Source organism: Billgrantia sulfidoxydans, from assembly GCF_017868775.1.
GTDB classification, from domain to species: Bacteria; Pseudomonadota; Gammaproteobacteria; order Pseudomonadales; family Halomonadaceae; genus Halomonas; species Halomonas sulfidoxydans.
In genome coordinates, this window is record NZ_CP053381.1 from 2,507,791 (window position 1) to 2,529,594 (window position 21,804).

Genomic DNA, 21,804 nt, shown 5'->3' on the forward strand with positions numbered 1-21,804 from the left:
GCTTACAGCACACCCACGGGGTAGGAGCCGAGCACCTTGACTTCGGAGGCGCGCAGGCGCACCTCCTCGAGCACCGCGGCGACCCGCGGCTCGTCCACGTGGCCCTTGAAGTCGATGAAGAACACGTAGTTCCACACCCCGGTACGCGAGGGCCGTGTCTCCAGCCGCGTGAGGTCGATGCTGTGCCGGTGGAACGGCTCGAGCAGGTCGTGCAGCGCGCCGGGCTGGTTGCGCATGGCAACCACGATGGAGGTCTTGTCCTCGCCGGACATCGGCACGTGCTGGCTGCCGATGATCAGGAAGCGCGTGGAGTTGTCGGGGCGATCCTCGATCTTCTCGGCGACCTTCTCCAGGCCGTAGAGCTTGGCGGCCATGTCACCGGCGATGGCGGCGCTATGCCACTCGCTCTTGATCATGCGCGCCGCCTCGGCGTTGGACGACACCGGCACCCGCTCGGCGCGCGGGTAGTGGGCGTCGAGCCACTTGCGGCACTGAGCCAGGGACTGCGGGTGGGAGTAGACCCGAGAGACCTTGTCGCGCAGCGTGGTGTCGGCGACCAGCAGGTGGTGGTGGATACGCAGCACCACTTCGCCGCAGATGCGGATCGAGGAGTCCATGAACGAGTCGAGGGTGTGGCTGACCACGCCCTCGGTGGAGTTCTCCACCGGTACCACGCCGTAGTTGACCGCCCCCGCTTCCACTTCGCGGAAGACCTCGTCGATGGCGGCCATCGGCATGCTCACCGCGCTCTCGCCGAAGTGCTTGAGCGCGGCCTGCTGGGTGAAGGTGCCTTCGGGGCCGAGATAGGCCACTTTGGTGGGCTGCTCCAGCGCCAGGCAGGCGGACATGATCTCACGGAACAGCCGCGCCATCTCCTCGCTGTTGAGCGGGCCTGGGTTGAGCTCCATGATCCGGCGCAGCACCTGGGCCTCTCGCTCGGGACGGTAGAAGACGGCACTGGGGTCGTGCTTGGTCTTGACCTCGGCGACCTGCTTGGCGCAATCGGCACGGGCGCTGATCAGGCGCAGGATCTCGTTGTCGAGCTCGTCGATGCGCTGGCGCAGCGAGTCGAGGTTGGTGGGGCTATCGGTCATGGCTTATCCCCTGCGTTGCTCGAAGTCGGCCATGAAGTCGATCAGCGCATCGACGGCCGCTTCGGGTACGGCGTTGTAGAGGCTCGCCCGCATGCCGCCGACGCTGCGGTGGCCCTTGAGGTTGAGCAGCCCGGCCTCTTCGGCTTCCGCCAGGAACGGCTTGTCGAGACGTTCGTCGGCGAGCACGAAGGGCACGTTCGTGCGCGAACGATTGCGCAAGGCGATGGGGTTGGAGTAGAGGCCGCTCGAATCGATCGCCGCATACAGCTTGGCCGCCTTGCGCGCGTTGATGGTCGCCATGGCCTCGAGCCCGCCGATGTCGTGCTTGAGCCACTGGAACACCAGACCCGCCAGGTACCAGGCGTAGGTGGGCGGCGTGTTGACCATGGAGCCCGCCTCGGCCACGGCCTGGTAGTCGAACAGGCTGGGGATGCGTTGGCAGCGCCGATCCAGGAGGTCTTCACGCACCACCACCAGGGTGAGGCCTGCCGGGCCGATGTTCTTCTGCGCCCCGGCATAGATCACGCCGAAGCGCGATACGTCGAGCGGCTCGGCCAGGATGCTCGAGGAGTAGTCGCATACCAGCGGCACGCTGACGTCGGGAATGTAGTCGAACTCCAGCCCGCCGATGGTCTCGTTGGCGGTGTAGTGCAGGTAGGCCGCGTCACTCGACAGCACCAGCTCCGCCTGGGTCGGCACTTCGGTATGGCCGCTGGCTTCACTGGAGCCTGCCATGTGCACGGCAAAGCCAAGATGCTTCGCTTCCGCCAGCGCCTTCTTGCCCCAGATGCCGGTGTAGAGGAAGTTGGCCGTGCCACCCTGCCCCAGCAGGTTCATCGGCACCATGGAGAACTGCAGGCTGGCGCCGCCCTGCAGGAACAGCACCTTGTAGTTCTCGGGTATGGCGAGCAGCTCGCGCAGGTCGAATTCGGCCTGCTCGGCGATGGCCACGAACTCCGGCGAGCGGTGGCTCATCTCCATCACCGAGAGTCCGCGGCCGTGGTAGTCGAGCATTTCTTCCCGCGCGCGCTCGAGCACCGGGGTGGGAAGCGCCGCGGGACCGGCGCAGAAGTTGTAGTGGCGTGTCATCAGCGTGGTGTTCCGTTCTACTCATGTCGTGGCCAGGCGAGATGAGCGCCGGGGACGAGCCGGAGCGAGGGTCTTTTGCCATGGATGGCAAAAGTAGCGCCCAGGGATGGGTTCACAGCGCCCTCGCGAGGCTCGTCGCCGGAACAGCTCATCGCTTTCCGGTTATGCAGACGCGCTTATTCGTCGTTCCGGTTCTCTTCTACACCCTCGCTCCCGTCCGCATCCGGCCCAGCCTGCAGCTCGGCTTTCGGTGCGTCCTCCGCTTCACCCTCATCGCCATTCTCAGGCTCGCTCTCCGCGTCGGGCTCGTCGATACGCACGGTCTTGACCAGCTTCTCGTCGTTGCCCAGGCGGATCAGCATCACGCCCTGGGTATTGCGTGAGGTGATCGAGACCTCGTCGACGCGAGTCCGCACCAGGGTGCCGCGGTCGGTGATCAACATCATCTCGTCGGCAGAGTAGACCTGCATGGCAGCCACCAAGGAGCCGTTGCGCTCGCTGGTCTGCATGGCGATGACGCCTTGGCCGCCGCGCCCGCGCAATGGGAACTCCTCGAGCCGGGTACGCTTGCCGTAGCCGTTCTCGGAGGCGGTGAGGATGTAGATCTGGCCGCCGTTGCCGTTTTCCAGCGCGGTGCCCTCCTCGCCTTCCGTCTCGCTGTCGGCGTCGGCGTCGGCGTCGATCTGCTGGCTCTGGGGGATGATCAGGCTGATCACCTCGGCATCGCCCAGCAGCTTCATGCCGCGTACGCCGCGGGCGGTACGCCCCATGGCGCGTACGTTGCTCTCCTCGAACCGAATCGCCTTGCCATTGGACGACAGCATCATGACATGGTCGTTGCCGGAAGTGATGGCGGCGCCCACCAGGCGGTCGCCCTCTTCGATATCAATGGCGATCAGGCCGACGCTACGCGGACGCGAGAATTGGTCGAGGCTGGTGCGCTTGACCGTGCCCTTGGCGGTGGCGAAGAAGATGTAGCAGTCCGGGCTGTAATCCTTCACCGGCATGATGGCGTTGATCGACTCGCCCTCGTCCAGCGGCAGCAGGTTGACCAGCGGCTTGCCGCGTGAGCCGCGGCTGGCCGCCGGCATCTCGTAGACCTTGAGCCAGTAGACCTTGCCCTTGTTGGAGAACAGCAGCACGGTGTCGTGGGTGGAGGCCACCAGCAGGTGCTCGATGACGTCCTCATCCTTCATGCTGGTCGCCGACTTGCCGCGTCCGCCGCGGCGCTGGGCCTGGTAGTCGGAAAGCGGCTGCGTCTTGGCGTAGCCGGTACGCGACACCGTGACCACCATGTCCTCCTCGGCGATGAGATCCTCGATGGAGAGGTCGAGGTGGCTGGCCTGGATCTCGGTGCGGCGGGCATCGCCGAACTGGTCGCGCACCGCGGTGAGCTCCTCGCGGATCACTTCGAGCAGACGCTCGCTGGAGGCCAGGATGGCCATCAGCTCGGCGATCTTTTCGAGAATGCCCAGGTACTCGTCGAGCAGCTTCTCGGTCTCGAGGCCGGTCAGGCGGTGCAGGCGCAGCTCGAGGATGGCCTGGGCCTGGGCCGGCGACAGGCGATACTCTGTGCCGGTGGTGTTGAGGCCGAAACCTTCCTCCAGCTCCTCGGGCTTGCACGAGGTGGCCCCGGCGCGCTCGAGCATGGCGGTGACCTGGCCGGGCTGCCAGACCTTGTCGAGCAGCTTCTCCTTGGCCTCGGCGGCGCTCGGCGAGGCCTTGATCAGCTCGATCACCTCATCGATATTGGAGATGGCCACGGCCAGGCCTTCGAGGATATGACCGCGCTCGCGGGCCTTCTTCAGCTCGTACAGGGTGCGCCGTGTGACCACTTCGCGACGATGGCGAATGAAGGCCTCGAGCACCTCCTTGAGGTTGAGGATCTTGGGCTGGCCATCCTCGATGGCGACCATGTTGATGCCGAAGACGTTCTGCAGCTGGGTCTGGGCGAAGAGGTTGTTGACCACCACGTCCCCGGACTCGCCGCGCTTGACCTCGATCACCACGCGCAGGCCGTCCTTGTCGGATTCGTCGCGCAGTTCGGCGATGCCTTCGATCTTCTTGTCCTTGACCAGCTCGGCGATCTTCTCGATCAGCCGCGCCTTGTTCACCTGGTACGGCAGCTCGGTGACGATGATGTGGTCGCGGCCGGTCTTGTCATCGTGCTCGATGGTGTGGCGGGCACGCACGTAGATGCGCCCGCGGCCGGTGCGATAGGCCTCGAGGATGCCGGCACGGCCGTTGATGATGCCTGCGGTGGGGAAGTCGGGCCCGGAGATGTACTCCATCAGGTCGTCGACCGTCAGGGTGTAGTCGTCGATCAGCGCCAGGCAGCCGTCGATCACCTCGCCCATGTTGTGTGGCGGGATGTTGGTCGCCATGCCGACGGCGATGCCCGAGGAGCCGTTGATCAGCAGGTTAGGCACCTTGGTCGGCAGCACGTCGGGAATGCGCTCGGTGCCGTCGTAGTTGTCGACCCAGTCGACGGTGTCCTTGTCGAGGTCGGCCAGCAGCTCGTGGGCGAGCCTGGCCATGCGCACCTCGGTGTAACGCATGGCCGCGGCGCTGTCGCCGTCAATGGAGCCGAAGTTGCCCTGGCCGTCGACCAGCACGTGGCGCATGGAGAAGTCCTGCGCCATGCGTACGATGGTGTCGTAGACCGCGCTATCGCCATGGGGGTGATATTTACCGATGACGTCGCCCACCACGCGGGCCGACTTCTTGTAAGGCTTGTTCCAGTCGTTGCCGAGTTCGTGCATGGCGAACAGCACGCGCCGGTGCACCGGCTTGAGCCCGTCGCGCACGTCCGGCAGCGCACGGCCGATGATCACGCTCATGGCGTAGTCGAGGTACGACTGCTTCAGCTCGTCCTCGATGTTGACTGGCAGAATCTCTCTGGCGATGTCACCCATGGGTTGTCGAATCCTTTGCGCTACAGCGAACTGGCGCGCTCCTCGGGCCAAACCGTGACCAAGGCGGCGGCGCGCCATTACAGCCTGCCATCATACCACTCCGGGCAACACAAAGGCAGCGTGCGGGACAGTGCAAAGGAAGGCTGGACACAAGCGACAAGATGATGTTGCCGCTCATGTTTCCCCTTCATGCCTCCTTCGGCAGCACCAGCGGCTCCAGGGCCTGGCGGATCTCGCCCTCGATGGGCATGGATTGCTGGTTGCGCACGTCGAACAGCACGAAGGTGAGGTCGGCATCGGCAATCGGCTGGCCGTCACCGATGCGCCGGATCTCGTGATGGATGCGGGCGCTACGGTGGCCCAGCTCGGCGACTCGGGTGAGCACTTCGAGATCGTCACCACCCACCGCGGCCTGGCGATAGTTGATGTTGAGGTTGACCGCCACCAGGGCCGGGTTACCGGAAGCGAAATGCCGCGCGAGCTCGGGGCGGTCATCGAAGTAACCCCAGCGCCCCTCTTCCAGGAACTCCAGGTAGCGGGCGTTGTTGACGTGGCCATAACCATCCAGGTGGTAGCCACGTACACGCAGGGTGACGCGGGAAATGCGGTTATCCATGGGCGGGCCCCCTTGTTCGGTCGATGATGCTGCCGCCCGATTCTAGGCCTGCCATCGCACCGAATTCAAACAACAGTTTGAATTCAGGTGAATCCTGACACCGTTTGCCACTGGAACCCTGATCCCCCCTTCGCCATAATATGCGTCCTTTTGCCCAGGGAATTGCACCATGTGGTTCAAGCACTTGCACCTTTACCGCCTGCACGGGTCGGCGGGAATTCCGGCCGCCGACCTGGAAGCCGCCCTGGCCGAGCAAGTGGCTCGCTCGCCCGGCGGCCAGGAAGCCAGGCGCGTGGGCTGGTGCCCTCCCGCGGGGCGCGCCGGCACCGCCCTGCTGCATGAACTGCAGGGGCAGCGCCTGATGACCATGCTGCGGCATGAGCGACTGCTGCCCGCCGGCGTGGTGCGCGAAGAGTTGGAAGAGCGCGGCGCCGACATCGAGGCCCGCGAGGGGCGCAAACTGCGCCGCCAGGAGAAGCAGGAACTCAAGGAGCAGATCTACGAGGAGCTGCTGCCGCGCGCCTTCATTCGCAGCCAGAAGGTCGACCTGTGGTGGGATACCCGACGCAACCTGATCGCGGTGAATACCAGTTCGCGCAAGCGTGCCGAGGAAGCGCTGGACCTGCTCCGCGAGACCCTCGGCAGCCTCAAGGTGACGCCACTGGCGACCCAGACCCTGCCGATGCGCGCAATGACCCAGTGGCTTGCCGAGGAGGGCTCGCGCCCCGCCTCGCTGCAGCTCGGCGACCAGGTCGAGCTCAAGGCCAAGGGTGACGACGGCGTCCTGCGCGCCCGCCAGGTGGACCTGGACAGCGACGAGATCCAGCAGCTGCTCGCCGCCGGCCGGCAGGCCAGCCGCCTGGGGGTGGAGATCGAGGGCAGGCTCGCCTACGTGCTGCACGACGACCTGACCCTCAAGTCCCTGCGGTTCAGCGATGCCTTGATCGACGAAGCGGGCGAGATCGAGGACGATGGCGATGCCATCGTGCGCCTCGAAGCCGACTTCATGCTGATGGCCCAGGCCTTGGCCGAAGAGGTGGAGCAGCTGATCGCCTGGCTGGGCGGCGAAGCCAATGCCGCCCCGCAGGAAAGTGAATGATTCAACCCGGCAACCAAGACACACCGATGACCGACACCGCGACAGGTACGACTTCCACGGATCCCTGGGCCGACATCCGCCCCTACCGGGACGACGAGGTAGCGGCGGTATTGGCGAACCTGGCCACCAACCGCGAGCTATTGGACGCCCTGACCCGCTACCGGCTGCCCCGCCTGAGCCGAACGCTGCCCTGGCTGGCCCGCGCCCTGGCCTCCTACGTGATTCGCCGCGAGACGCGCGATGTGGCCAGCGTGCACGACTTCCAGATGCGCGTGGCCCACTACATGGCGCGCATGATCCGCACCTCCACCGACGATTTCCGCGTCGAGGGGCTGGAGCGGCTCAATCCCGATACCGCCTACCTGTTCATCGGCAACCATCGTGACATCTCGCTGGACCCGGCCTTCGTCAACTACGCCCTGCACCGCGCGGGGCGCGACACCGTGCGAATCGCCATCGGCGACAACCTGCTCAAGAAGCCCTACGTGACCGACCTGATGCGGCTCAACAAGAGTTTCATCGTGCCGCGCGCCCTGCGTGGCAAGCGCGCCATGCTGGCGGCCTACCAGAACCTCTCGAGCTACATTCGCCACTCGATCACCGAGGACAACCATTCGATCTGGATGGCCCAGCGCGAGGGACGCGCCAAGGACGGCATCGACCGTACCGACACGGCGATCATCAAGATGCTGACCATGGCCCGACGCCAGGAAGACCGCAGCGCCCCCATCGGCGATGCCATCGCCGAGCTGCGCATGGTACCGGTATCGATCAGCTACGAGTACGACCCCTGCGACCTGCAGAAGGCACGTGAGCTGCACGCCATCCACAACCATGGCCGCTACGAGAAGAGTGAGTTCGAGGACATTCAGTCCATCGTGGCCGGCATCACCGGACACAAGGGCCGCGTGGAGCTGCGCTTCGGCGAGCCGCTTGGCACCGGCTTCGACACCCCGGAAGCGGTGGCCGCCGAGATCGACCGCCAGGTGGTCGGTGGGTACCACCTCTTCCCCAGCCACTACCTGGCCCTGGAAGCGCTGGGCGACGCGCCCGAGCTGCTGGACATGAGCGAGGTCAGCGATGTCGACCGGGCACGCTTCCAGGCGCGCCTGAACGAGGTTCCCACCGAGCTCCGCGACTGGTGGCTGACCCAGTACGCCAACCCCGTGCGCAACAAGGCGGCGCTGCTCGCAGGCAGCGACACGTCGTCATGAACGCCCCCGGCCACCTGCCACCCGACCGCGGCGCCCAGGCGCGTGAAGCGCATCGGGTCACCTTGATCGGCGCCGTGATAGACCTGGCGGTCGGGCTGCTCAAGATCGTGGCCGGCTGGTTGGTCGGCTCCGCCGCCCTGATCGCGGACGGCATCCACTCCTTTTCCGACCTGGTCACCGATGGCTTCGTGATGGCGGCGACCCACTTCGGCCGCCAGGCGCCGGATAGCGACCACCCCTACGGCCATGGCCGGATCGAGACGCTGGCGACGCTGTGGCTGGGCAGTGTATTGATCTTCGTGGCCGGCGGCATCGCCTGGGCCAGCCTCACCCGCCTGCTCGCCGGCGAGCCCATCCCCGCCCCCGGTCTGTGGGCCATCGGTGTGGCCGTGGCCTCCCTGGCCGCCAAGGAGTGGATCTTCCGCTACACCATGATCGTGGCCAAGCGCATCCGCTCGCGACTGCTCGAGGCCAACGCCTGGCACTCACGCTCGGACGCCCTCTCCACCGGCGTGGTGCTGGTCGGCCTGGTGGCGGCACAGCTCGGCGCCGGCTGGGTCGATGCGGTGGCCGCCATCATCGTCGGCATCATGGTCGGCCAGGTGGGCTGGCGGCTGCTGTGGGAATCGGGTCGCGAGCTGATCGACACCGCCCTGCCAGAGAACGACCAGGTGCAGATGAAGGCCATCGCCGAAGCGGTGCCCGGGGTGGACAGCGTCCACGACCTGCGCACCCGCTCGGTGGGCAGTCACGTGGTGCTCGACCTGCATATCGTGGTACCGCCCCGGCTGACCGTTTCCGAGGCCCACGAGATCGGCAATACGGTCAGCCGGCAGCTGCGCAACGCCTACCCCGAACTGGCCGACGTGACTTTCCATATCGACCCCGAAGACGATTCGGACCAGATCGAACACAGCCTGCGCCCCGGCCTGCCGCTGCGCCAGGACGTGGAGAGCATGCTCGACGAGGCGTGGCAGGATTGCCCCGCCTGGCAAGACCGCGTTGCCCTCGACCTGCACTACCTGGCCGAACAGATCGACGTCTCGGTCTACGTGAGTGAACTACCGCCCCAACAGAGCCTGGAAGAGGCCGCCCAAGAGTTGCGCCAAGCCTCCCACGAGCTGACCTGGCTGGGCCGGCTGCGGGTGTGGCAGGGGCCGGGGAAGGGCTGAGGCCGCATCCTCGTCCTTGGCGGCCTGGGTCTCGGCATTCGGTGCCCAGCCGCTGGCCGGGCTGAGCAGTAACACAGCGAGCGCCCCTATTCGGATACGTGACGACATCAGAAGCCGTACTTCTCTGGAAAGTCCGACAATGCCGGGTCGTTAGAGGACCACTTTTCGATCAATGGCTGAGCGGCCTCTCGAGCTTCTTCTCTCTGCTCATCCGTCAACAGATCATGGCGAAGCCTCATAATACGCCGAGTATATTGATCGTTCACCACTTCTGACAATGCCTCTAGCATAGCCCATCCTTTCACAGGGTCTTCCGGCATATAGCAATAATTGTCAGTGCCGTTGTCAATGTAGCACATAGCCATTCTGTGTATGGCGGCAATATTTCCTTTGCTAGCAGCACTCTCTATCCATTCCCATGCCTCTCTCGACTCCCCTCGGACCGACAAGACCGAGCTTAGGCTAAACATTGCTGGAACATATTCATTATTAGCCGCTCGCCGAAACCACTCTTCCGATAGCTGGTGGCGCTCTTCCTCATCTGGAGTGAAATTATGGTCTTCATAGATAAATGTTCCCATCCAATGCTGCGAATGGGGGTTGCCCGCTTCGGCTGACTTCTCAAGCCAGTCGATAGCTTGCTGATGCTCACCAAGAGCACCATAAATATTAAACAGTGTTCCCATGGCGTCAATATCACCCTCCTCAGCCTTGGGTAGGGTGACATTCAGTGCTAACTCTGACCAATTATCCCCATTCTCAGGACAGACATCCGCTAGTGCACATACATTACCCGACTCGAGGCGCAGCATTGCATATGGGTCGCCTTGTTGAGCGGCCATGTGATACCAGTCCAATGCCTCACGCGTCATACCCATGTGACGTAGGCGATGAGCCTCCCCCAGATAGTACATAGCCTCGACGTCGCCGGCTTCCGCTGCTTCTTCCAAATAAGGAATGGCTGATGCACGCTTATGAATATTGTAAAGCCTCATGCCCTCATCTTTCGCGGCTTGCTCACCTTCGCTAAGCAGAGCCCAGCCGGCCGTCGGGAGCATCAGTAGTGCCAGGAGCGCACCTGTTCCGACACGCGGCATCATCAGAAGCCGTATCTGGGTGGATACTCAGAAAGAGGCGGCCCCTTTCCCAGCCACTCTTGAGCTTGGGCTTCTGCTTCTTCGATTTCCTCTTCAGTCAGCCTTTCTCTATTCCTGGACATAATATTTCTTGACGCTCTGTCACCAGTTTCTTGATGAATAGAGAACAATATCGCCCATCCTTTAACTCGATCCTCTTCAGGAGGACAGAAGTCTTCTCCTCGCTCCTCAGGGTTAAGTAGACACCAGCCTATATTCCCTCTTGCGCTTTTGTGCCCCCCTTCCGACGCCTTGACAAGCCATGTCCAAGCTTCTTCATCACGCCCTTGCTGTCTCATGACCATAGCCAACCGATCCATTGCAGGGACATACCCTTGCTCGGCAGCATCTTGCAGCCAGCGCTCTGCGGTTCCGAGACGTTCTTCCTCGTCAGGGATATAATCCTCATCCTCCTGGATAATTACACCCAGCACATATTGTGATACTGGGTCGTGAGTTTCTGCAGCACTTTTCAGCCAATCTACCGCTTCGGTATGTTCACCAAGGGCAAGGTACACATGAAATAGCGTTCCCATTGCTTCGGCATCGCCGTCTTCGGCTTGGGGCAGGACGATGTTAAGTGCACTCTCAGCCCAATTGTCTCCTGCTTCAGGACATACGCCCCCGAGCTTGCATACATTGCCTGATTCGAGACGCAGCATGGCATAGGGATCACCCTCTTGGGCAGCCATGTGGTACCAATCCAGGGCTTCACGGGTCATACGCATATGACGCAGGCGGTGAGCCTCCCCTAGATAGTACATAATCTCAACGTCACCAGCTTCCGCTGCTTCTTCCAAATAGGGGATGGCTGAGGCACGCTTATGAATATTGTAAAGCCTCATACCCTCATCTTTCGCGGCTTGCTCACTTTCGTCAAGCAGAGCCCAGCTGGACGTCGGGAGCATTAGTAGTGCCAGGAGCACACCTGTTCCGACACGTGACATCATCAGAAGCCATATTTTTCTGGAAAGTTCGATAATGCCGGGTTATTAGAGGACCACTTTTCGACCAGCGGCTGAGCAGCCTCTCGCGCTTCTTCTCTCTGCTCATCCGTCAGCAGGTCATGCCTAAGCCTCATGGCCCGGCGAGAGTATTGGTCGTTAAGAACCTCTTGCATGGCTTCTAACACTGCCCAGCCCTTGATAGGATCTGGGGTAACAATACAGTCAACACTCACACGCGGGTTAATATAACAGTTCGCTATGCCAAGCAACGCAGTCGTGGATCCTTTGTCTGCGGCTCTTTCCCCCCATTCCCAGGCTTCTTCAAACCTTTCTTGAGCTGATAGCACTGAGTTCAAGCCAAGCATTGCCGGAACATAGCCTTGTACCGCTGCCTGTCGAAACCATTCCTCCGCTAGTTGATGGCGTTCATCATTATCCGGGGTGAAGTTGCGGTCTTCATAGATAAGTGTGCCCAGCCAGTGCTGAGAGTGAGGGTTGCCTGCCTCGGCCGATTTTTCAAGCCAGGCGATGGCCTGCTGATGCTCACCAAGAGTACCATAAATATTAAACAATGCCCCCATGGCGTAAAGGTCACCTTCCTCAGCCTTTGGCAGCGTAATTTCCAGTGCAGCTTTTGCCCAGTTGTCGCCATTCTCGGGACAGACATCTGCTAGTGCACATACATTACCCGACTCGAGGCGCAGCATGGCATAGGGATCGCCCTCTTGAGCGGCCATGTGGTACCAATCCAGCGCTTCGCGGGTCATACCCATGTGAGCGATACGATGCGACTCGCCAAGATAATACATGGCCTCGACATCACCTGCTTCGGCCGCAACTTCAAGCTTAGGAATAGCGTCAAGAAGATAACCAAGGTTATAATCAATCATCCCTTCTTCTTTAGCGGTTTGCTCACTGTCGCCCAAGAGGGCCCATCCAGTTAATGGCACTAGTGTTAGGCAAATTCCCCATAGGGTCTTAATTTTTGACATAAAAAATTCCTGTTAAGACTTAATCAGCGTAAGTGAGAGCTCAGCTGCGCTGAGGACATTTTATAACTAGCGCGAGCATCTTGTGCTTGCTGGGCAATAAGACCTGTAGAGCCACTCAAACGCTTCATGAAATCATCTAGAGCATATATGCCATTCTGATAGTCCAATCCAGCAAAATTGGTGGTCCGCCGTCCATTGACGGTCATGCGAGCCACGGCCTTGGTGAACAATAGCTGGGCAGGGTGAGCCCCGCTTTCTGGCCTACGGCCATACACATTACGCGTCATGCCATCCACGATCCATTCCAGACAATTGGCGATGGCGATCTGCTGGTAATCGAGAGCCTGGTCTGCGCTGAATGTGGGGCTGTCGTTCCCATCCCCACCATCCCCACTTAAGCTGACCATGGTCTGACGGTCGGCAATCGCGTCCATCGAGAAGCCTTGTGGTGTACTGCTCAGCAAGAAGAGCAGCGATCCCAAGGCTTCTGGCGTAAGTTGCTGTACCCACCGGATACGCTGGTTCTCCTGTTTGCGACTTAGCGGGCGTGTCAGGGCAAGGGCTATCGGCCCGGCCCGCTCCGAGCGACTGAGCTCGTGGCGCAGGCTCCGGAACCACTCCCGCCCTTGGGCCAGAAGCAGTCCGGTGTTCAATAGTGTCAGGGTCAGGACATAGCCCAGATTGCTGAATTCCTCGAAGGCTTCTTCGTCCAGCCAGTCGAGGTGTTCGTAGCCGTTGGCTACCAAGTCACGATGCAGCATGGTGAGCCACAGATCCAGATGGCGGTTATCGAGCTCCATGCCCACACTGCCACTCGCACCGGGGCCGAAGAACAGCGCTGCCTTGGCACGCAGCACGAACTTGCCGTTATGGATGCCGAGCTGGTAGTCGAGTTCGAAGCCTTTGCCCTTGCCGCTTTCGAGGCTGCCCTTGACCATGCCCAGGCTGCGCCACACCTGCAGTTGCCTCAGTTGGTTGCGCCGGGTGAAGGCGTCAATCGCCTGATTCATCGGCGCGCGCATCGCGATGTCCTCTGGCGGCTCCCAGCGCAGCTCGCAGCGGCTCTCCAACCCTCCGCGCACCCCGGCGAAAGCCTTGAGGTTGGCACCGACTCCCAGTCGCGATACGCGGTCTTCACTCTCTACACTCAGGTCACGGTTGATCGACAGGCCGACCTTGCCGGTGAGCGCCAGGCTGGCGCCGGCGAACCCTTTGGCCACCGTTTCCAGGCGCAAGGCGTAGCGGCCCAGGCAGCGCTCCTCGTTGTCGCGAGCCGGTAATCTCACCGAGACGCGTGGAGCCTCGTCGGCCTTGGGGAGTTCCAACACGCCTAGGCTCACCTCGCCACGTGCCAGATGGTAGGTTCCCTTCAGCTCCCACTCCTGTCGCAGCGGTCCCTCGCTGGCATCGGCGTTAACTTCCAGCTGGTGAGTTTCCAGTTCGCCTTCGAGCGGTTCGGCCAATCGCAGCGGGCCGGAAAATTCCACGGAGATTTCGTCCTTCAACTCCCCTTGGGTCATTCCCACCAATCGCAGCATCTGCGCTTGGGCGCTGGCGTCGAACAGCCGCAGGGTGTCCTTGGACGGCCCGGTAAACAGGATCCGCTCCAGCGTCTCGCCCCAGCGCGTGCGGGTCGCGTCGTCCGCCAGGCTGGCGATTTCGTAGCCTTGAGCGTCCAGGTCGGCAAAGAAACGCTCGGGCTGAAACAGCCCCAGGACGTCGTCGTGCCACTCGCCACGCCAGTCGATGGGTTGGCAACCTTTGAGGCTCAGCCAATGGCCAAGGGCCTGCTCGGGAGCCTCCCATAACGTTTCCGGCAACACCCCGTCGACTACCAACAATGGAGCCACGGCGTTGCGTTCGGCGGTGTCCATACGGTCCATCAGCACATGCAGGCTGACATGGCTCAAGGAGCGCTCGCCTCCCGCCGCGCTGTATTCACGCAGCGGCCAGTCGTTACGCACCAGCACATCCAATTGACGTTTCTCATAGCCGAACGCATTGCGCTCATCCGCCAGGTCGGCCTGCCAGAACAGGACGCGGTGCGGACGCATGGCTTCCATCGCACGCTTGGCCTGCTCGTGCAGGGCATCGAGTTCTTCGGTCATGCTCTGGTAGCGGTCGCGCTCGTCGCTGAACAGGAACAGAGGCAAAGCGGTATGGCCGCCGGTGCTGGCCTGCCACTCCTGAAGCTTGGTTTCCACCTCGGCGAGCAGCTCGGCTTGTTCACGCAGCACGTCGTTGTAGCGGTCGAAGCCACTGATACCGTCCCTCACCGTGGGAGCGGCTGGCGAGGGAGCGGCCAGGGCGTATTCCGGTGTGGCGAACCCCAATGCGGCGAGGTCGAGAATGCTTTCCAGATAGTTGCCATACAGGGTGCCGCTGCGAAGCTGTTCCATGGTGAACATGTCGGCCAACTGGCACTCCGCGCTGGCAGCATTCGGCGTTTGCGTTTCGCAGCGCTGGATGAAGCCTTGATACTCGACCAAGGCTTCCTGCAAGGTACGCAGCGGCGCCATTTCGGCTTCATCCGCACTGGGCGGCACGACTCGAGGACGCCGAACGGCGTCACGTCTCGCCTGGCGATAACGCTCCAGTGCTTGCTGGATCTCCTCTTCCCAGGGCCCATAAAACCTGTCGCCGGCAATTTCGTAGCCTGCGCTTCGTGCTATGCGTTTTCCTTCCTGATAGAGCCGTTGTTGCTCCTGAATGATGGCCGCCATTTCGTAGCCGCCGGTCATCCGCTGCCCCATTGGGGTTTCCGGGTCCCGAGAGCGGGCCGGTACGTCTTCCAACTGCCGGCTGAGTCGCTGATATCTCTCACGGTCTGCCTCATTGAGAAAGCTGACCGGTGACGCGGGCAGGAAGCACTCCATGATCCCGGCGTTCTCGGACAGAGTGGCGTTGCGCTGGTCCGGATCCTCGAGGCTGGCCCACTGCTGAAGCTCATGGGCGGCCTCGTGCAGAAGCTCGGCGGCGTCTTCGGTCAGCAGCCAGAAGCGGCCGGTGCCGACCAGATAGAGAATATCCACCCACTCCGACGCCTGGCATACGTGCTGGCTCTGGCCAGCGATGGAGCCGCCTGCGGTCGTCGAGGGCGCAAAGGGTGGCCATTCGGTAGTGTTGTCCTGAGTCATGCGGACGCCTCCAGTGCGTCGACTTTCTTCCAGGCCGGAATGGCCGCTTGAAGGATCTCCGTGGTGGTCGCCTGAGCCCACCAGTCCGTCTCGGGTTTCGGCACTTGCTGCACTCTAGGCAGCAAACGCTGGAGATGATGGGCCTGGTGGATACCCGCGGTCTCGAGTCGTCCCAACCGCTCCAGCCACGCCGGTGGCAGCTCCTGCAGTGGCATGTCGGTTGCCGCGCTCAGCCACCAGGCGCGGGGACTCTCCTTGAGGGCTTGTTCCAGCTCATGGGTCAGCGGCGGTGCCATGGTCTCGCTCGCTTCCTCGCCAACTTCATCGACCTGCTGCCACGCCTGCCAGTGCGGCAGCGGCGTGGGCGTGACGACCTGCCCCAGCGGCCCGATGAGCTGGGCGTAGGCGGTGTCGCTGCCGGCGGCGAGCAGGGCCGTCCAGGCGGTGGGGTCCTGCACGTTGACCAGCGACTGGCCGCCGTGGGGGTCGTCGAGCACGAACAGCTGGCGCAGGTGATCGGCCAGGTCGTCGAGGCGGGTGTCCTGCGCGGGCTGGAAGGCCCAGCCAATGCGCTGCTCTTGGCACAACGCGGCGGCGGCCTGCCAGGCCTGGCTGCCTATGCTGAGTTCGACCAGCCAGGGGCTGGCTTCGATGAGCGGCGCCAGTGGCGTGCCGGCGAACAGCGTCAGGTAGTCGCGCCAGCCGGGCTGGCCCACGAGGGCGGCGCAGCGTTCTGGGGCACGGCGCTGGTCGAGTACCAAGTAGGCGGGACGGTGGGAGGCGAAGCCGCTTGCCAGGGTGTCGACTCGCTGGCTGCGCTCGTCGATACGGGTCAGCCAGCCAGGCATGGGCAATCCTCCCGGCTGCAGGTGGTCTCGCTCAGCTTGCCGCACAGCGGCATCAGCGTGGCTTCGCTGAGCTGGTAGTCCTTGAGCTTGGGCAGCACGGTGGGCGGTATCGCCTCATGCACCTCCGGCACTGCCCGGCCCGGCAGCAGCGGCGCTTCCACCGCCTGGCCCGAACCGGAGCCGGGGCTGCCGCCGGCGTTGACTTTCACCGTGGGCCCGACCAGGGTCACGCCGCCGCCGTCGAGCTTGAGGAAGCTGCCGCCGGCGTTGAGCGTCATTTCGCTGCCGGCTTCCAGTACCACCTTGTGGCCCGCCTTGACGTGCAATTCGCGGCCGCATTCGCTGAGCCAGGCCTGGCCGGCCTTGATGTGCAGCGTGCCCTGCACCGTGAGGTGCTGATTGCCGTCGGTCTGCTCATGGCAGTTGCCGCGTACGGTGTGGTGCTCGTCAGCGTCGATCTCGCCGATACGGTCGTGATGCACGGTGAGGAAGCTGTCGTGGCCGATCTCCTCGGTGCGGTCGTTGTTGGTCAGCAGCTCCAGATCCTTCTGGGCGTGCAGCCAGATCTGCTCTTCGCCGGCCTGGTCTTCGAAGCGAAGTTCGTTGAAGCCTTCGCCCTGGTGACTCTGGGTGCGAAGGACGGTGCGGGTCTTGTGCGCCGGCAGCGCGTAGGGCGGTGTATTCACCGCGTGGTAGGTGCGCCCGGTGATCAGCGGCTGATCGGGGTCGCCCTCCAGGTAGCTGACGACCACCTCGTGGCCGATCCGCGGAATGGCGATGCTGCCATAGCCGCCGCCGGCCCAGCCCTGGGAGACGCGCACCCAAGCGCTGGGCGCTCTTCCAGCGGCTTCGCCTTCAGCCCCGGCGGTATTGGGTTCGGCGTAGCGGTCCCAGGGGAACTGCACCTTGACCCGGCCATGCTCGTCGCAGTGGATCTTCTCGCCCTCGGGGCCGACGACGAAGGCGATCTGCGGCCCGTCGACGCGGGGCTTGGGATTGGGCTTGGGGCGCCAGGCGCGGTCGGCGGGGGTGAGGATCAGTTCGTTGTCGAACTTGGTCATGTGCCCTAGCCCTGCCGCATCACCCTGGGTGATGCCGTCCTCCTCCAAGGCCTGGGGCTGGCTGCCATGGTGGGTGACCTTCACCACCTGCCAGTCGACGTTGAGCTCGTCGAGGTCGTGGTCGGTGAGGGTGAAGCGGGTGCCCGGAGCGAGCTCGGGCAGGTCGCTTTCGGCGGCGCAGGTCAGGGCGTCGCTTCTCAGGTGTTCGAGGCGAATACGGGTGAAGGCCTGGCCGGAGGCGTCGGCCTTGTAGCGGCCGGGGTAGTCGTAGTGTTCGTAGTCGTCTCGCTGACCATGGGCCTCGAGCTCATCGCCCACATGCTCGTGCAGCTGCGCATAGGCGGGGTTCTTGAATGAGTAGTCCTTGAGCGTGACTGAGGCCGGGGCGACCCGGGCGAGCTGCTGGAGCTTGCGCACGTGGCGCTTGGGCGGGGTGCCGCCGGCCCGGCCGTGGTAGGTACGCTCGCCCAGGTGGGCCAGCGCCTGGGGCGCGTCGGCGAACACCAGGCGGTGGGCGGCGCTGGGTGTCTCGCCGCCCGACTCGAAGCCTATCTCGAAGAACTCGTGAAAGTAGAACAGCCCCTCCTCGGCGGCCAGGCGCTCGACGAAGGCGAGATCCGTTTCCCGGTACTGGGTGAGGTACTCCCTCTCCTGCGGTTCCCGGGTGGCGGCGAAGGCGATATCGGTGAGGCTGCGCTCGTCGCACAGGGTATTGATGACCGTGAGCGGCGAGACCTGCTGGAAGATGCGCGAGTTGTGGCGCAGGCCGAGGCGCCACAGCGCCGGGCGGGCGACCAGCGAGTAGATCGTGCGGCGGTGGCCGCGGTCGCCGCGCCCGAACTCGCTGACGATGGCGTTGACCCGGCGCAGCACCTCGCCGTCCTGCCAGATCGTCAGGGTTACCGGACGGTCGAGAATGTCACTCGCGGTGAGGCTGCCGTCGCGGCTGGCGAAGCGCAGCGTGAGGGTGAAGGGCTCTGAGAGCGCCTCCTCCAGGGTGAAGTCGATGACCGCCAGGTCGGCCGAGTCAGCCCCGGCAAGCTGCAGGGTGAATTGCAATCCAGTTGCGTCGGCCATGTGAGGTTCCTTCTGGTCACCCGGGTGAAAGGCAAGTGAGAAATACGCAAGGTTACGCAAGCGAAGCGAGGGAGCAAGGCGCAACGTGTACGAAGCGTTTTTAGCTGACGCAAGATGTCGGCAATGTCTTACAAAACCTGGTCATATCGACTTACTCTTTCCCTATCTATCGTGCTGAGGTTGGCACTCCTCTATACTCGGCCCATGGCTTACATTCCTTAACAAGCTTTCGGCGCGCCTGATGACGCATCGCCCTGCCCCACATGGTTTCAAGCCTGGCCGACGCCGATTCCTCTTCGGCCTGGGCGGGTTGCTGCTGGCCACGGGGCTGGGGCTATCCCCCACGGCGCTCGAGGCGCGAATCAACCGTGGGCGGCTGCGCGAGAGCATGCAGCGCCTGTATGGCAGTTCGGGCCTCGCCATTCTCGAGGAGTGGTTTGCGCTGCTCGACCGGCTGCAAGGCAGCGACCTCGACACCCAACTGCGCGAAGTCAACGACTTCTTCAACCGCCGCGTGCGCTGGCTCGAGGACACCCAGATCTGGGGAGCCGAGGACTACTGGGCCACGCCGCTGGAAACCATGGGCAAGCGCCAGGGCGACTGCGAGGACTATTCGATCGCCAAGTACGTGACGCTCAAGGAGCTCGGCATCCCCGGCGCGAAGCTGCGCATGATCTACGTCCGCGCCCGTATCGGCCGCAGCCAGATCAGTCAGGCCCATATGGTGTTGGGCTACTACGAGACGCCATCGGCGGTGCCATTGGTACTCGACAACCTGGTCCCTTCCATTACGCCTGCCACTCAGCGTACCGATCTCGACCCCGTCTTCAGCTTCAACAGCGAAGGCCTGTGGGCCGGCAGTTCCAGCCAGTCGCGCGCGGATCCGGTGGCACGCCTGTCGCGCTGGCGCAGTGTGATCGAGCGCATGCAGCAGCAGGGATTCATCTGATGACAAAGCCACACAACAAGAAACGATCGACGCAACGGAACGAATCAGGGCGTTCATTCCCAGGGGGAACGAAGACATGTCATTGATCAAGCAGCTCTGGCTGACCATAACGACACTGCTGCTGCTGGCCTTCGTGGGCAGCCTGCTCATCGGCGTGACGAGCAGCCGTCATTACATCGAGCAGGAGATCGAGATCAAGAACAACGACAACGCCAATGCCCTGGCCTTGTCGATGAGCCAGATGGAGAAAGACCCCGTCATCTTGGAGCTGCTGCTGGCCGCCCAGTTCGACACCGGGCACTACCGGCGCATCGAGCTGCGCGACGCCGAGGGAGAGATCATCGAGCAGCGCACCGCCGGCGAATATGTCGACGACGTGCCGGCCTGGTTCGTCAAGCTGGTACGCTTCGACGTGCCAGCGGGCCGGTCCGTCGTACAGGATGGCTGGCAGCAGTACGGCACCCTGGAGCTGGAGAGCCAGCACAGCTTCGCCTATCGCTCGCTATGGCGCAGCACCCTGGAGCTGGCCGGCTGGTTCGCCGTTGCCGGTGCCATCAGTCTGCTGCTGGCAAGCTGGATCGTGAACACCATTCGTCGGCCGCTGCGCAACGTGGTCAACCAGGCCCAGGCCATTGGTCAGCGCCGCTTCACGATGGCAAGTGAGCCACGTACGCGAGAGCTGCGCGAGGTGGTGCAGGCCATGAACCAGCTCTCTTACGCCGTACGCCAGATGCTCGGCGAAGAGAGCGACAAGCTCGACCAGCTCCGGCGCCGCATGCAGCATGACCCGGTCACCGATACGCTCACCCGCGCGCCCTTCCTGGCCCAACTGCAGGCACATCTCAAGAGCGAGAAGGACGATGCCAGCGGCACCCTGGCGATGGTGCGCGTCGCCCGCCTGGCCGAACTCAACCAGCAGCTCGGCCATGCAGCCACCGATGCCCTGCTCGCCCAACTGGCACGTCGTCTCGAGCAAGTCGCCAAGACCCATGGCCTCGGCACGGTCGGCCGGCTGAACGGCAGCGACTTCGGCGTGATCCTGCCACGTCACCACGATCTCGAAGCGATCGGAATGGCGCTGCAGCAGCAACTGGAAGCGCTGAGTGGCGAACAGGCCAGCGCTTCCCTGCCCTCTGCCCTGCGTCAATACAGCCAGGGCGAAAGCCAGGCCGAGCTCTTGGCCAGCCTCGACGGTGCGCTGGCTGCCGCCGAAGGTCGCGGCGAGAACCATCAGGAGATCGTCGACCAGCCCGCCAGCAGAGTGCTCTTCACGCGTCATGACGACTGGCGTCAGGCCCTTGGCGACGCCCTCCAGCAGGGAGCCTTCCTGGCCCACTATCCTGTGCTCGATGCGCGGGGCCAGTTGGTTCACTACGAAGTCCCGTCACGGCTGCACCTGAAGGGGGAGTGGCGCCCCGCAGGAGTCTTCTTGCCTTGGGTATCGCGCCTGGCGATGGCACCGACCCTCGACCTGGCCGTCGTCTCGGCGGCGCTGACGGATGTCGAATCCAGCGGCAAGGCGGTGGCGATCAACCTGTCGGCCGAGTCGCTCAACGATGGCCACTTCGTTGGCGAGCTGCTCTCTCGCATCGGTGCCCACCGGAGCATTGCCGACAAGCTGTGGTTCGAGCTGCCGCAATCCGTTGCCATACAGCAGCCACAGGCGCTGAAGACCCTCTGCCATGCCCTGCTTGGATTGGGCTGCCGAGTCGGCCTGGAACATGTCGGCACCCAGTTCGGCAAGATCGAAGGGCTACAGGATCTGGGCCTGAGCTTCATGAAGATCGACGGCGCCTTGAGCCAGGAGATCGAGAGCCGTAGCGATCAGCAGAGCCTGCTGAGAGGTATGGCCACGCTGGCTCACTCGCTTGGCATCATGGCCATTGCGGAAGGCGTGGAGAGCCAGGAAGCCGAGAGCATGCTGTTCGAGCTGGGGCTGGATGGCGTGACGGGACCAGGCGTGCGCCATCACGAGGGTGGCGGCGGGAGCGGTGCATGACAGCCGCTCGAAGCGACGAGGTCGGCAAAAGCCGGCCTCGTGGCCTTCTGGAGGTTAGATGATGTCGTCGTCGATGTCCGACATCAGCCCCACACTGTTCCGACGCTGGCGCAGCGATTGGCGCTCCAACAGCTTCTGCTGAGCCGGCTCTGGCAGATCGGTGAAACTGATCACCCCTTTGTCCATCAAGACGTTGATCACATCTTCGAGAACCCGCACGAAGGCCAGATCGGACTTCGATAGCGCCAGGTTATCGGCATCGCCATCCTCGGCGACGAAACTCTGCAGCTCGGGCGAGCAAGGCGGCACGAATTCACGGCACTCTGCCGTCGCCTCACGGCTCACCTGAACGACCTGCCCTGATTCGTTGCGCTTGATGTACATGACTCTGCCCTTGAACGTTCCTTACGTAGAGTAACAAACGCCCTGCCCGGTGTCTCCAGGCAGGGCGATGGCGTC

Annotated in this window: 16 protein-coding genes; 5 read left to right on the forward strand and 11 right to left on the reverse strand. The window is 63.3% G+C overall.

The window, feature by feature from the left end; genetic code table 11:
* Nucleotides 1-2: 2 nt before the first annotated feature.
* From pheA to HNO51_RS11680, 4 genes are all read right to left on the reverse strand, one after another.
* The gene (gene pheA, locus HNO51_RS11665) at nucleotides 3-1,094 is read right to left on the reverse strand and encodes a prephenate dehydratase (protein ID WP_197447516.1); all 1,092 of its coding nucleotides are present in this window, start codon (nucleotides 1,092-1,094) and stop codon (nucleotides 3-5) included.
* 3 nt (nucleotides 1,095-1,097) lie between these two features.
* The gene (serC, locus tag HNO51_RS11670; protein WP_209537494.1) at nucleotides 1,098-2,183 is read right to left on the reverse strand and encodes a 3-phosphoserine/phosphohydroxythreonine transaminase; all 1,086 of its coding nucleotides are present in this window, start codon (nucleotides 2,181-2,183) and stop codon (nucleotides 1,098-1,100) included.
* Nucleotides 2,184-2,359: 176 nt separating this feature from the next.
* Nucleotides 2,360-5,098 (reverse strand): DNA gyrase subunit A, encoded by a 2,739-nt coding sequence (gyrA, locus tag HNO51_RS11675; protein ID WP_209537495.1) that lies wholly within the window; start codon nucleotides 5,096-5,098, stop codon nucleotides 2,360-2,362.
* Between the two features lie 187 nt (nucleotides 5,099-5,285).
* A complete protein-coding gene (locus HNO51_RS11680; RefSeq protein WP_209537496.1) occupies nucleotides 5,286-5,714 on the reverse strand; it encodes an acyl-CoA thioesterase in 429 nt (142 codons plus the stop codon).
* A gap of 169 nt (nucleotides 5,715-5,883) precedes the next feature.
* Between HNO51_RS11680 and HNO51_RS11685 the strand changes: the two genes are divergently transcribed.
* Genes HNO51_RS11685 through HNO51_RS11695 form a run of 3 tightly spaced genes read left to right on the forward strand, consistent with a single transcriptional unit; the run spans nucleotide 5,884 to nucleotide 9,199 of the window.
* Nucleotides 5,884-6,813: a recombination-associated protein RdgC gene (locus tag HNO51_RS11685; RefSeq protein ID WP_209537497.1), complete on the forward strand. Its 930-nt coding sequence runs from the start codon at nucleotides 5,884-5,886 to the stop codon at nucleotides 6,811-6,813.
* Nucleotides 6,814-6,839: 26 nt separating this feature from the next.
* The gene (locus tag HNO51_RS11690; RefSeq protein ID WP_209539225.1) at nucleotides 6,840-8,027 is read left to right on the forward strand and encodes a 1-acyl-sn-glycerol-3-phosphate acyltransferase; all 1,188 of its coding nucleotides are present in this window, start codon (nucleotides 6,840-6,842) and stop codon (nucleotides 8,025-8,027) included.
* Nucleotides 8,024-9,199, forward strand: a complete 1,176-nt coding sequence (locus HNO51_RS11695; RefSeq protein WP_209537498.1) for a cation diffusion facilitator family transporter — start codon at nucleotides 8,024-8,026, stop codon at nucleotides 9,197-9,199. The genes HNO51_RS11690 and HNO51_RS11695 overlap by 4 nt, the downstream gene beginning before the upstream one ends.
* Nucleotides 9,200-9,306: 107 nt before the next feature.
* Here the strand turns inward: HNO51_RS11695 and HNO51_RS11700 are convergent, their stop codons facing one another.
* The 6 genes from HNO51_RS11700 to HNO51_RS11725 form a co-directional block, all read right to left on the reverse strand.
* Nucleotides 9,307-10,194: a tetratricopeptide repeat protein gene (locus HNO51_RS11700; RefSeq protein ID WP_209537499.1), complete on the reverse strand. Its 888-nt coding sequence runs from the start codon at nucleotides 10,192-10,194 to the stop codon at nucleotides 9,307-9,309.
* Nucleotides 10,195-10,298: 104 nt separating this feature from the next.
* The gene (locus HNO51_RS11705) at nucleotides 10,299-11,180 is read right to left on the reverse strand and encodes a tetratricopeptide repeat protein (protein ID WP_242597106.1); all 882 of its coding nucleotides are present in this window, start codon (nucleotides 11,178-11,180) and stop codon (nucleotides 10,299-10,301) included.
* A gap of 104 nt (nucleotides 11,181-11,284) precedes the next feature.
* Nucleotides 11,285-12,274, reverse strand: a complete 990-nt coding sequence (locus HNO51_RS11710; protein WP_209537500.1) for a tetratricopeptide repeat protein — start codon at nucleotides 12,272-12,274, stop codon at nucleotides 11,285-11,287.
* A gap of 23 nt (nucleotides 12,275-12,297) precedes the next feature.
* Nucleotides 12,298-15,411, reverse strand: coding sequence for a hypothetical protein (locus tag HNO51_RS11715; RefSeq protein WP_209537501.1), 3,114 nt, complete (start codon nucleotides 15,409-15,411; stop codon nucleotides 12,298-12,300).
* Complete coding sequence (locus HNO51_RS11720; RefSeq protein ID WP_209537502.1) at nucleotides 15,408-16,259, reverse strand: DUF4123 domain-containing protein; 852 nt, start codon at nucleotides 16,257-16,259, stop codon at nucleotides 15,408-15,410. The genes HNO51_RS11715 and HNO51_RS11720 overlap by 4 nt, the downstream gene beginning before the upstream one ends.
* Nucleotides 16,244-18,397, reverse strand: coding sequence for a type VI secretion system Vgr family protein (locus tag HNO51_RS11725; protein WP_209537503.1), 2,154 nt, complete (start codon nucleotides 18,395-18,397; stop codon nucleotides 16,244-16,246). The genes HNO51_RS11720 and HNO51_RS11725 overlap by 16 nt, the downstream gene beginning before the upstream one ends.
* Nucleotides 18,398-18,638: 241 nt before the next feature.
* Here HNO51_RS11725 and HNO51_RS11730 point away from each other — a divergent pair, with 241 nt between their 5' ends.
* Nucleotides 18,639-19,346, forward strand: a complete 708-nt coding sequence (locus HNO51_RS11730) for a transglutaminase-like cysteine peptidase (RefSeq protein WP_209537504.1) — start codon at nucleotides 18,639-18,641, stop codon at nucleotides 19,344-19,346.
* A 76-nt stretch (nucleotides 19,347-19,422) separates the two neighbouring features.
* Nucleotides 19,423-21,345: an EAL domain-containing protein gene (locus tag HNO51_RS11735; RefSeq protein WP_209537505.1), complete on the forward strand. Its 1,923-nt coding sequence runs from the start codon at nucleotides 19,423-19,425 to the stop codon at nucleotides 21,343-21,345.
* Nucleotides 21,346-21,399: 54 nt separating this feature from the next.
* On the opposite strand, the gene HNO51_RS11740 is transcribed toward HNO51_RS11735, so the two are convergent.
* Nucleotides 21,400-21,729 carry a tryptophan synthase subunit beta like protein gene (locus tag HNO51_RS11740; protein WP_209537506.1) on the reverse strand — a complete coding sequence of 110 codons (330 nt, stop codon included), beginning with the start codon at nucleotides 21,727-21,729 and terminating at the stop codon, nucleotides 21,400-21,402.
* Nucleotides 21,730-21,804: the final 75 nt, after the last annotated feature.

Bases quoted from the DNA above. Each gene is read 5' to 3' on its own strand.
- pheA (WP_197447516.1), bottom strand. From the start codon at position 1,094: ATGACCGATAGCCCCACCAACCTCGACTCGCTGCGCCAGCGCATCGAC.
- HNO51_RS11705 (WP_242597106.1), bottom strand. From the start codon at position 11,180: ATGAGGCTTTACAATATTCATAAGCGTGCCTCAGCCATCCCCTATTTG.
- HNO51_RS11725 (WP_209537503.1), bottom strand. From the start codon at position 18,397: ATGGCCGACGCAACTGGATTGCAATTCACCCTGCAGCTTGCCGGGGCT.
- HNO51_RS11730 (WP_209537504.1), top strand. From the start codon at position 18,639: ATGACGCATCGCCCTGCCCCACATGGTTTCAAGCCTGGCCGACGCCGA.
- HNO51_RS11690 (WP_209539225.1), top strand. From the start codon at position 6,840: ATGACCGACACCGCGACAGGTACGACTTCCACGGATCCCTGGGCCGAC.
- HNO51_RS11715 (WP_209537501.1), bottom strand. From the start codon at position 15,411: ATGACTCAGGACAACACTACCGAATGGCCACCCTTTGCGCCCTCGACG.
- HNO51_RS11700 (WP_209537499.1), bottom strand. From the start codon at position 10,194: ATGAGGCTTTACAATATTCATAAGCGTGCATCAGCCATTCCTTATTTG.
- HNO51_RS11680 (WP_209537496.1), bottom strand. From the start codon at position 5,714: ATGGATAACCGCATTTCCCGCGTCACCCTGCGTGTACGTGGCTACCAC.
- HNO51_RS11740 (WP_209537506.1), bottom strand. From the start codon at position 21,729: ATGTACATCAAGCGCAACGAATCAGGGCAGGTCGTTCAGGTGAGCCGT.
- HNO51_RS11685 (WP_209537497.1), top strand. From the start codon at position 5,884: ATGTGGTTCAAGCACTTGCACCTTTACCGCCTGCACGGGTCGGCGGGA.
- HNO51_RS11710 (WP_209537500.1), bottom strand. From the start codon at position 12,274: ATGTCAAAAATTAAGACCCTATGGGGAATTTGCCTAACACTAGTGCCA.
- HNO51_RS11695 (WP_209537498.1), top strand. From the start codon at position 8,024: ATGAACGCCCCCGGCCACCTGCCACCCGACCGCGGCGCCCAGGCGCGT.
- HNO51_RS11720 (WP_209537502.1), bottom strand. From the start codon at position 16,259: ATGCCTGGCTGGCTGACCCGTATCGACGAGCGCAGCCAGCGAGTCGAC.
- gyrA (WP_209537495.1), bottom strand. From the start codon at position 5,098: ATGGGTGACATCGCCAGAGAGATTCTGCCAGTCAACATCGAGGACGAG.
- serC (WP_209537494.1), bottom strand. From the start codon at position 2,183: ATGACACGCCACTACAACTTCTGCGCCGGTCCCGCGGCGCTTCCCACC.
- HNO51_RS11735 (WP_209537505.1), top strand. From the start codon at position 19,423: ATGTCATTGATCAAGCAGCTCTGGCTGACCATAACGACACTGCTGCTG.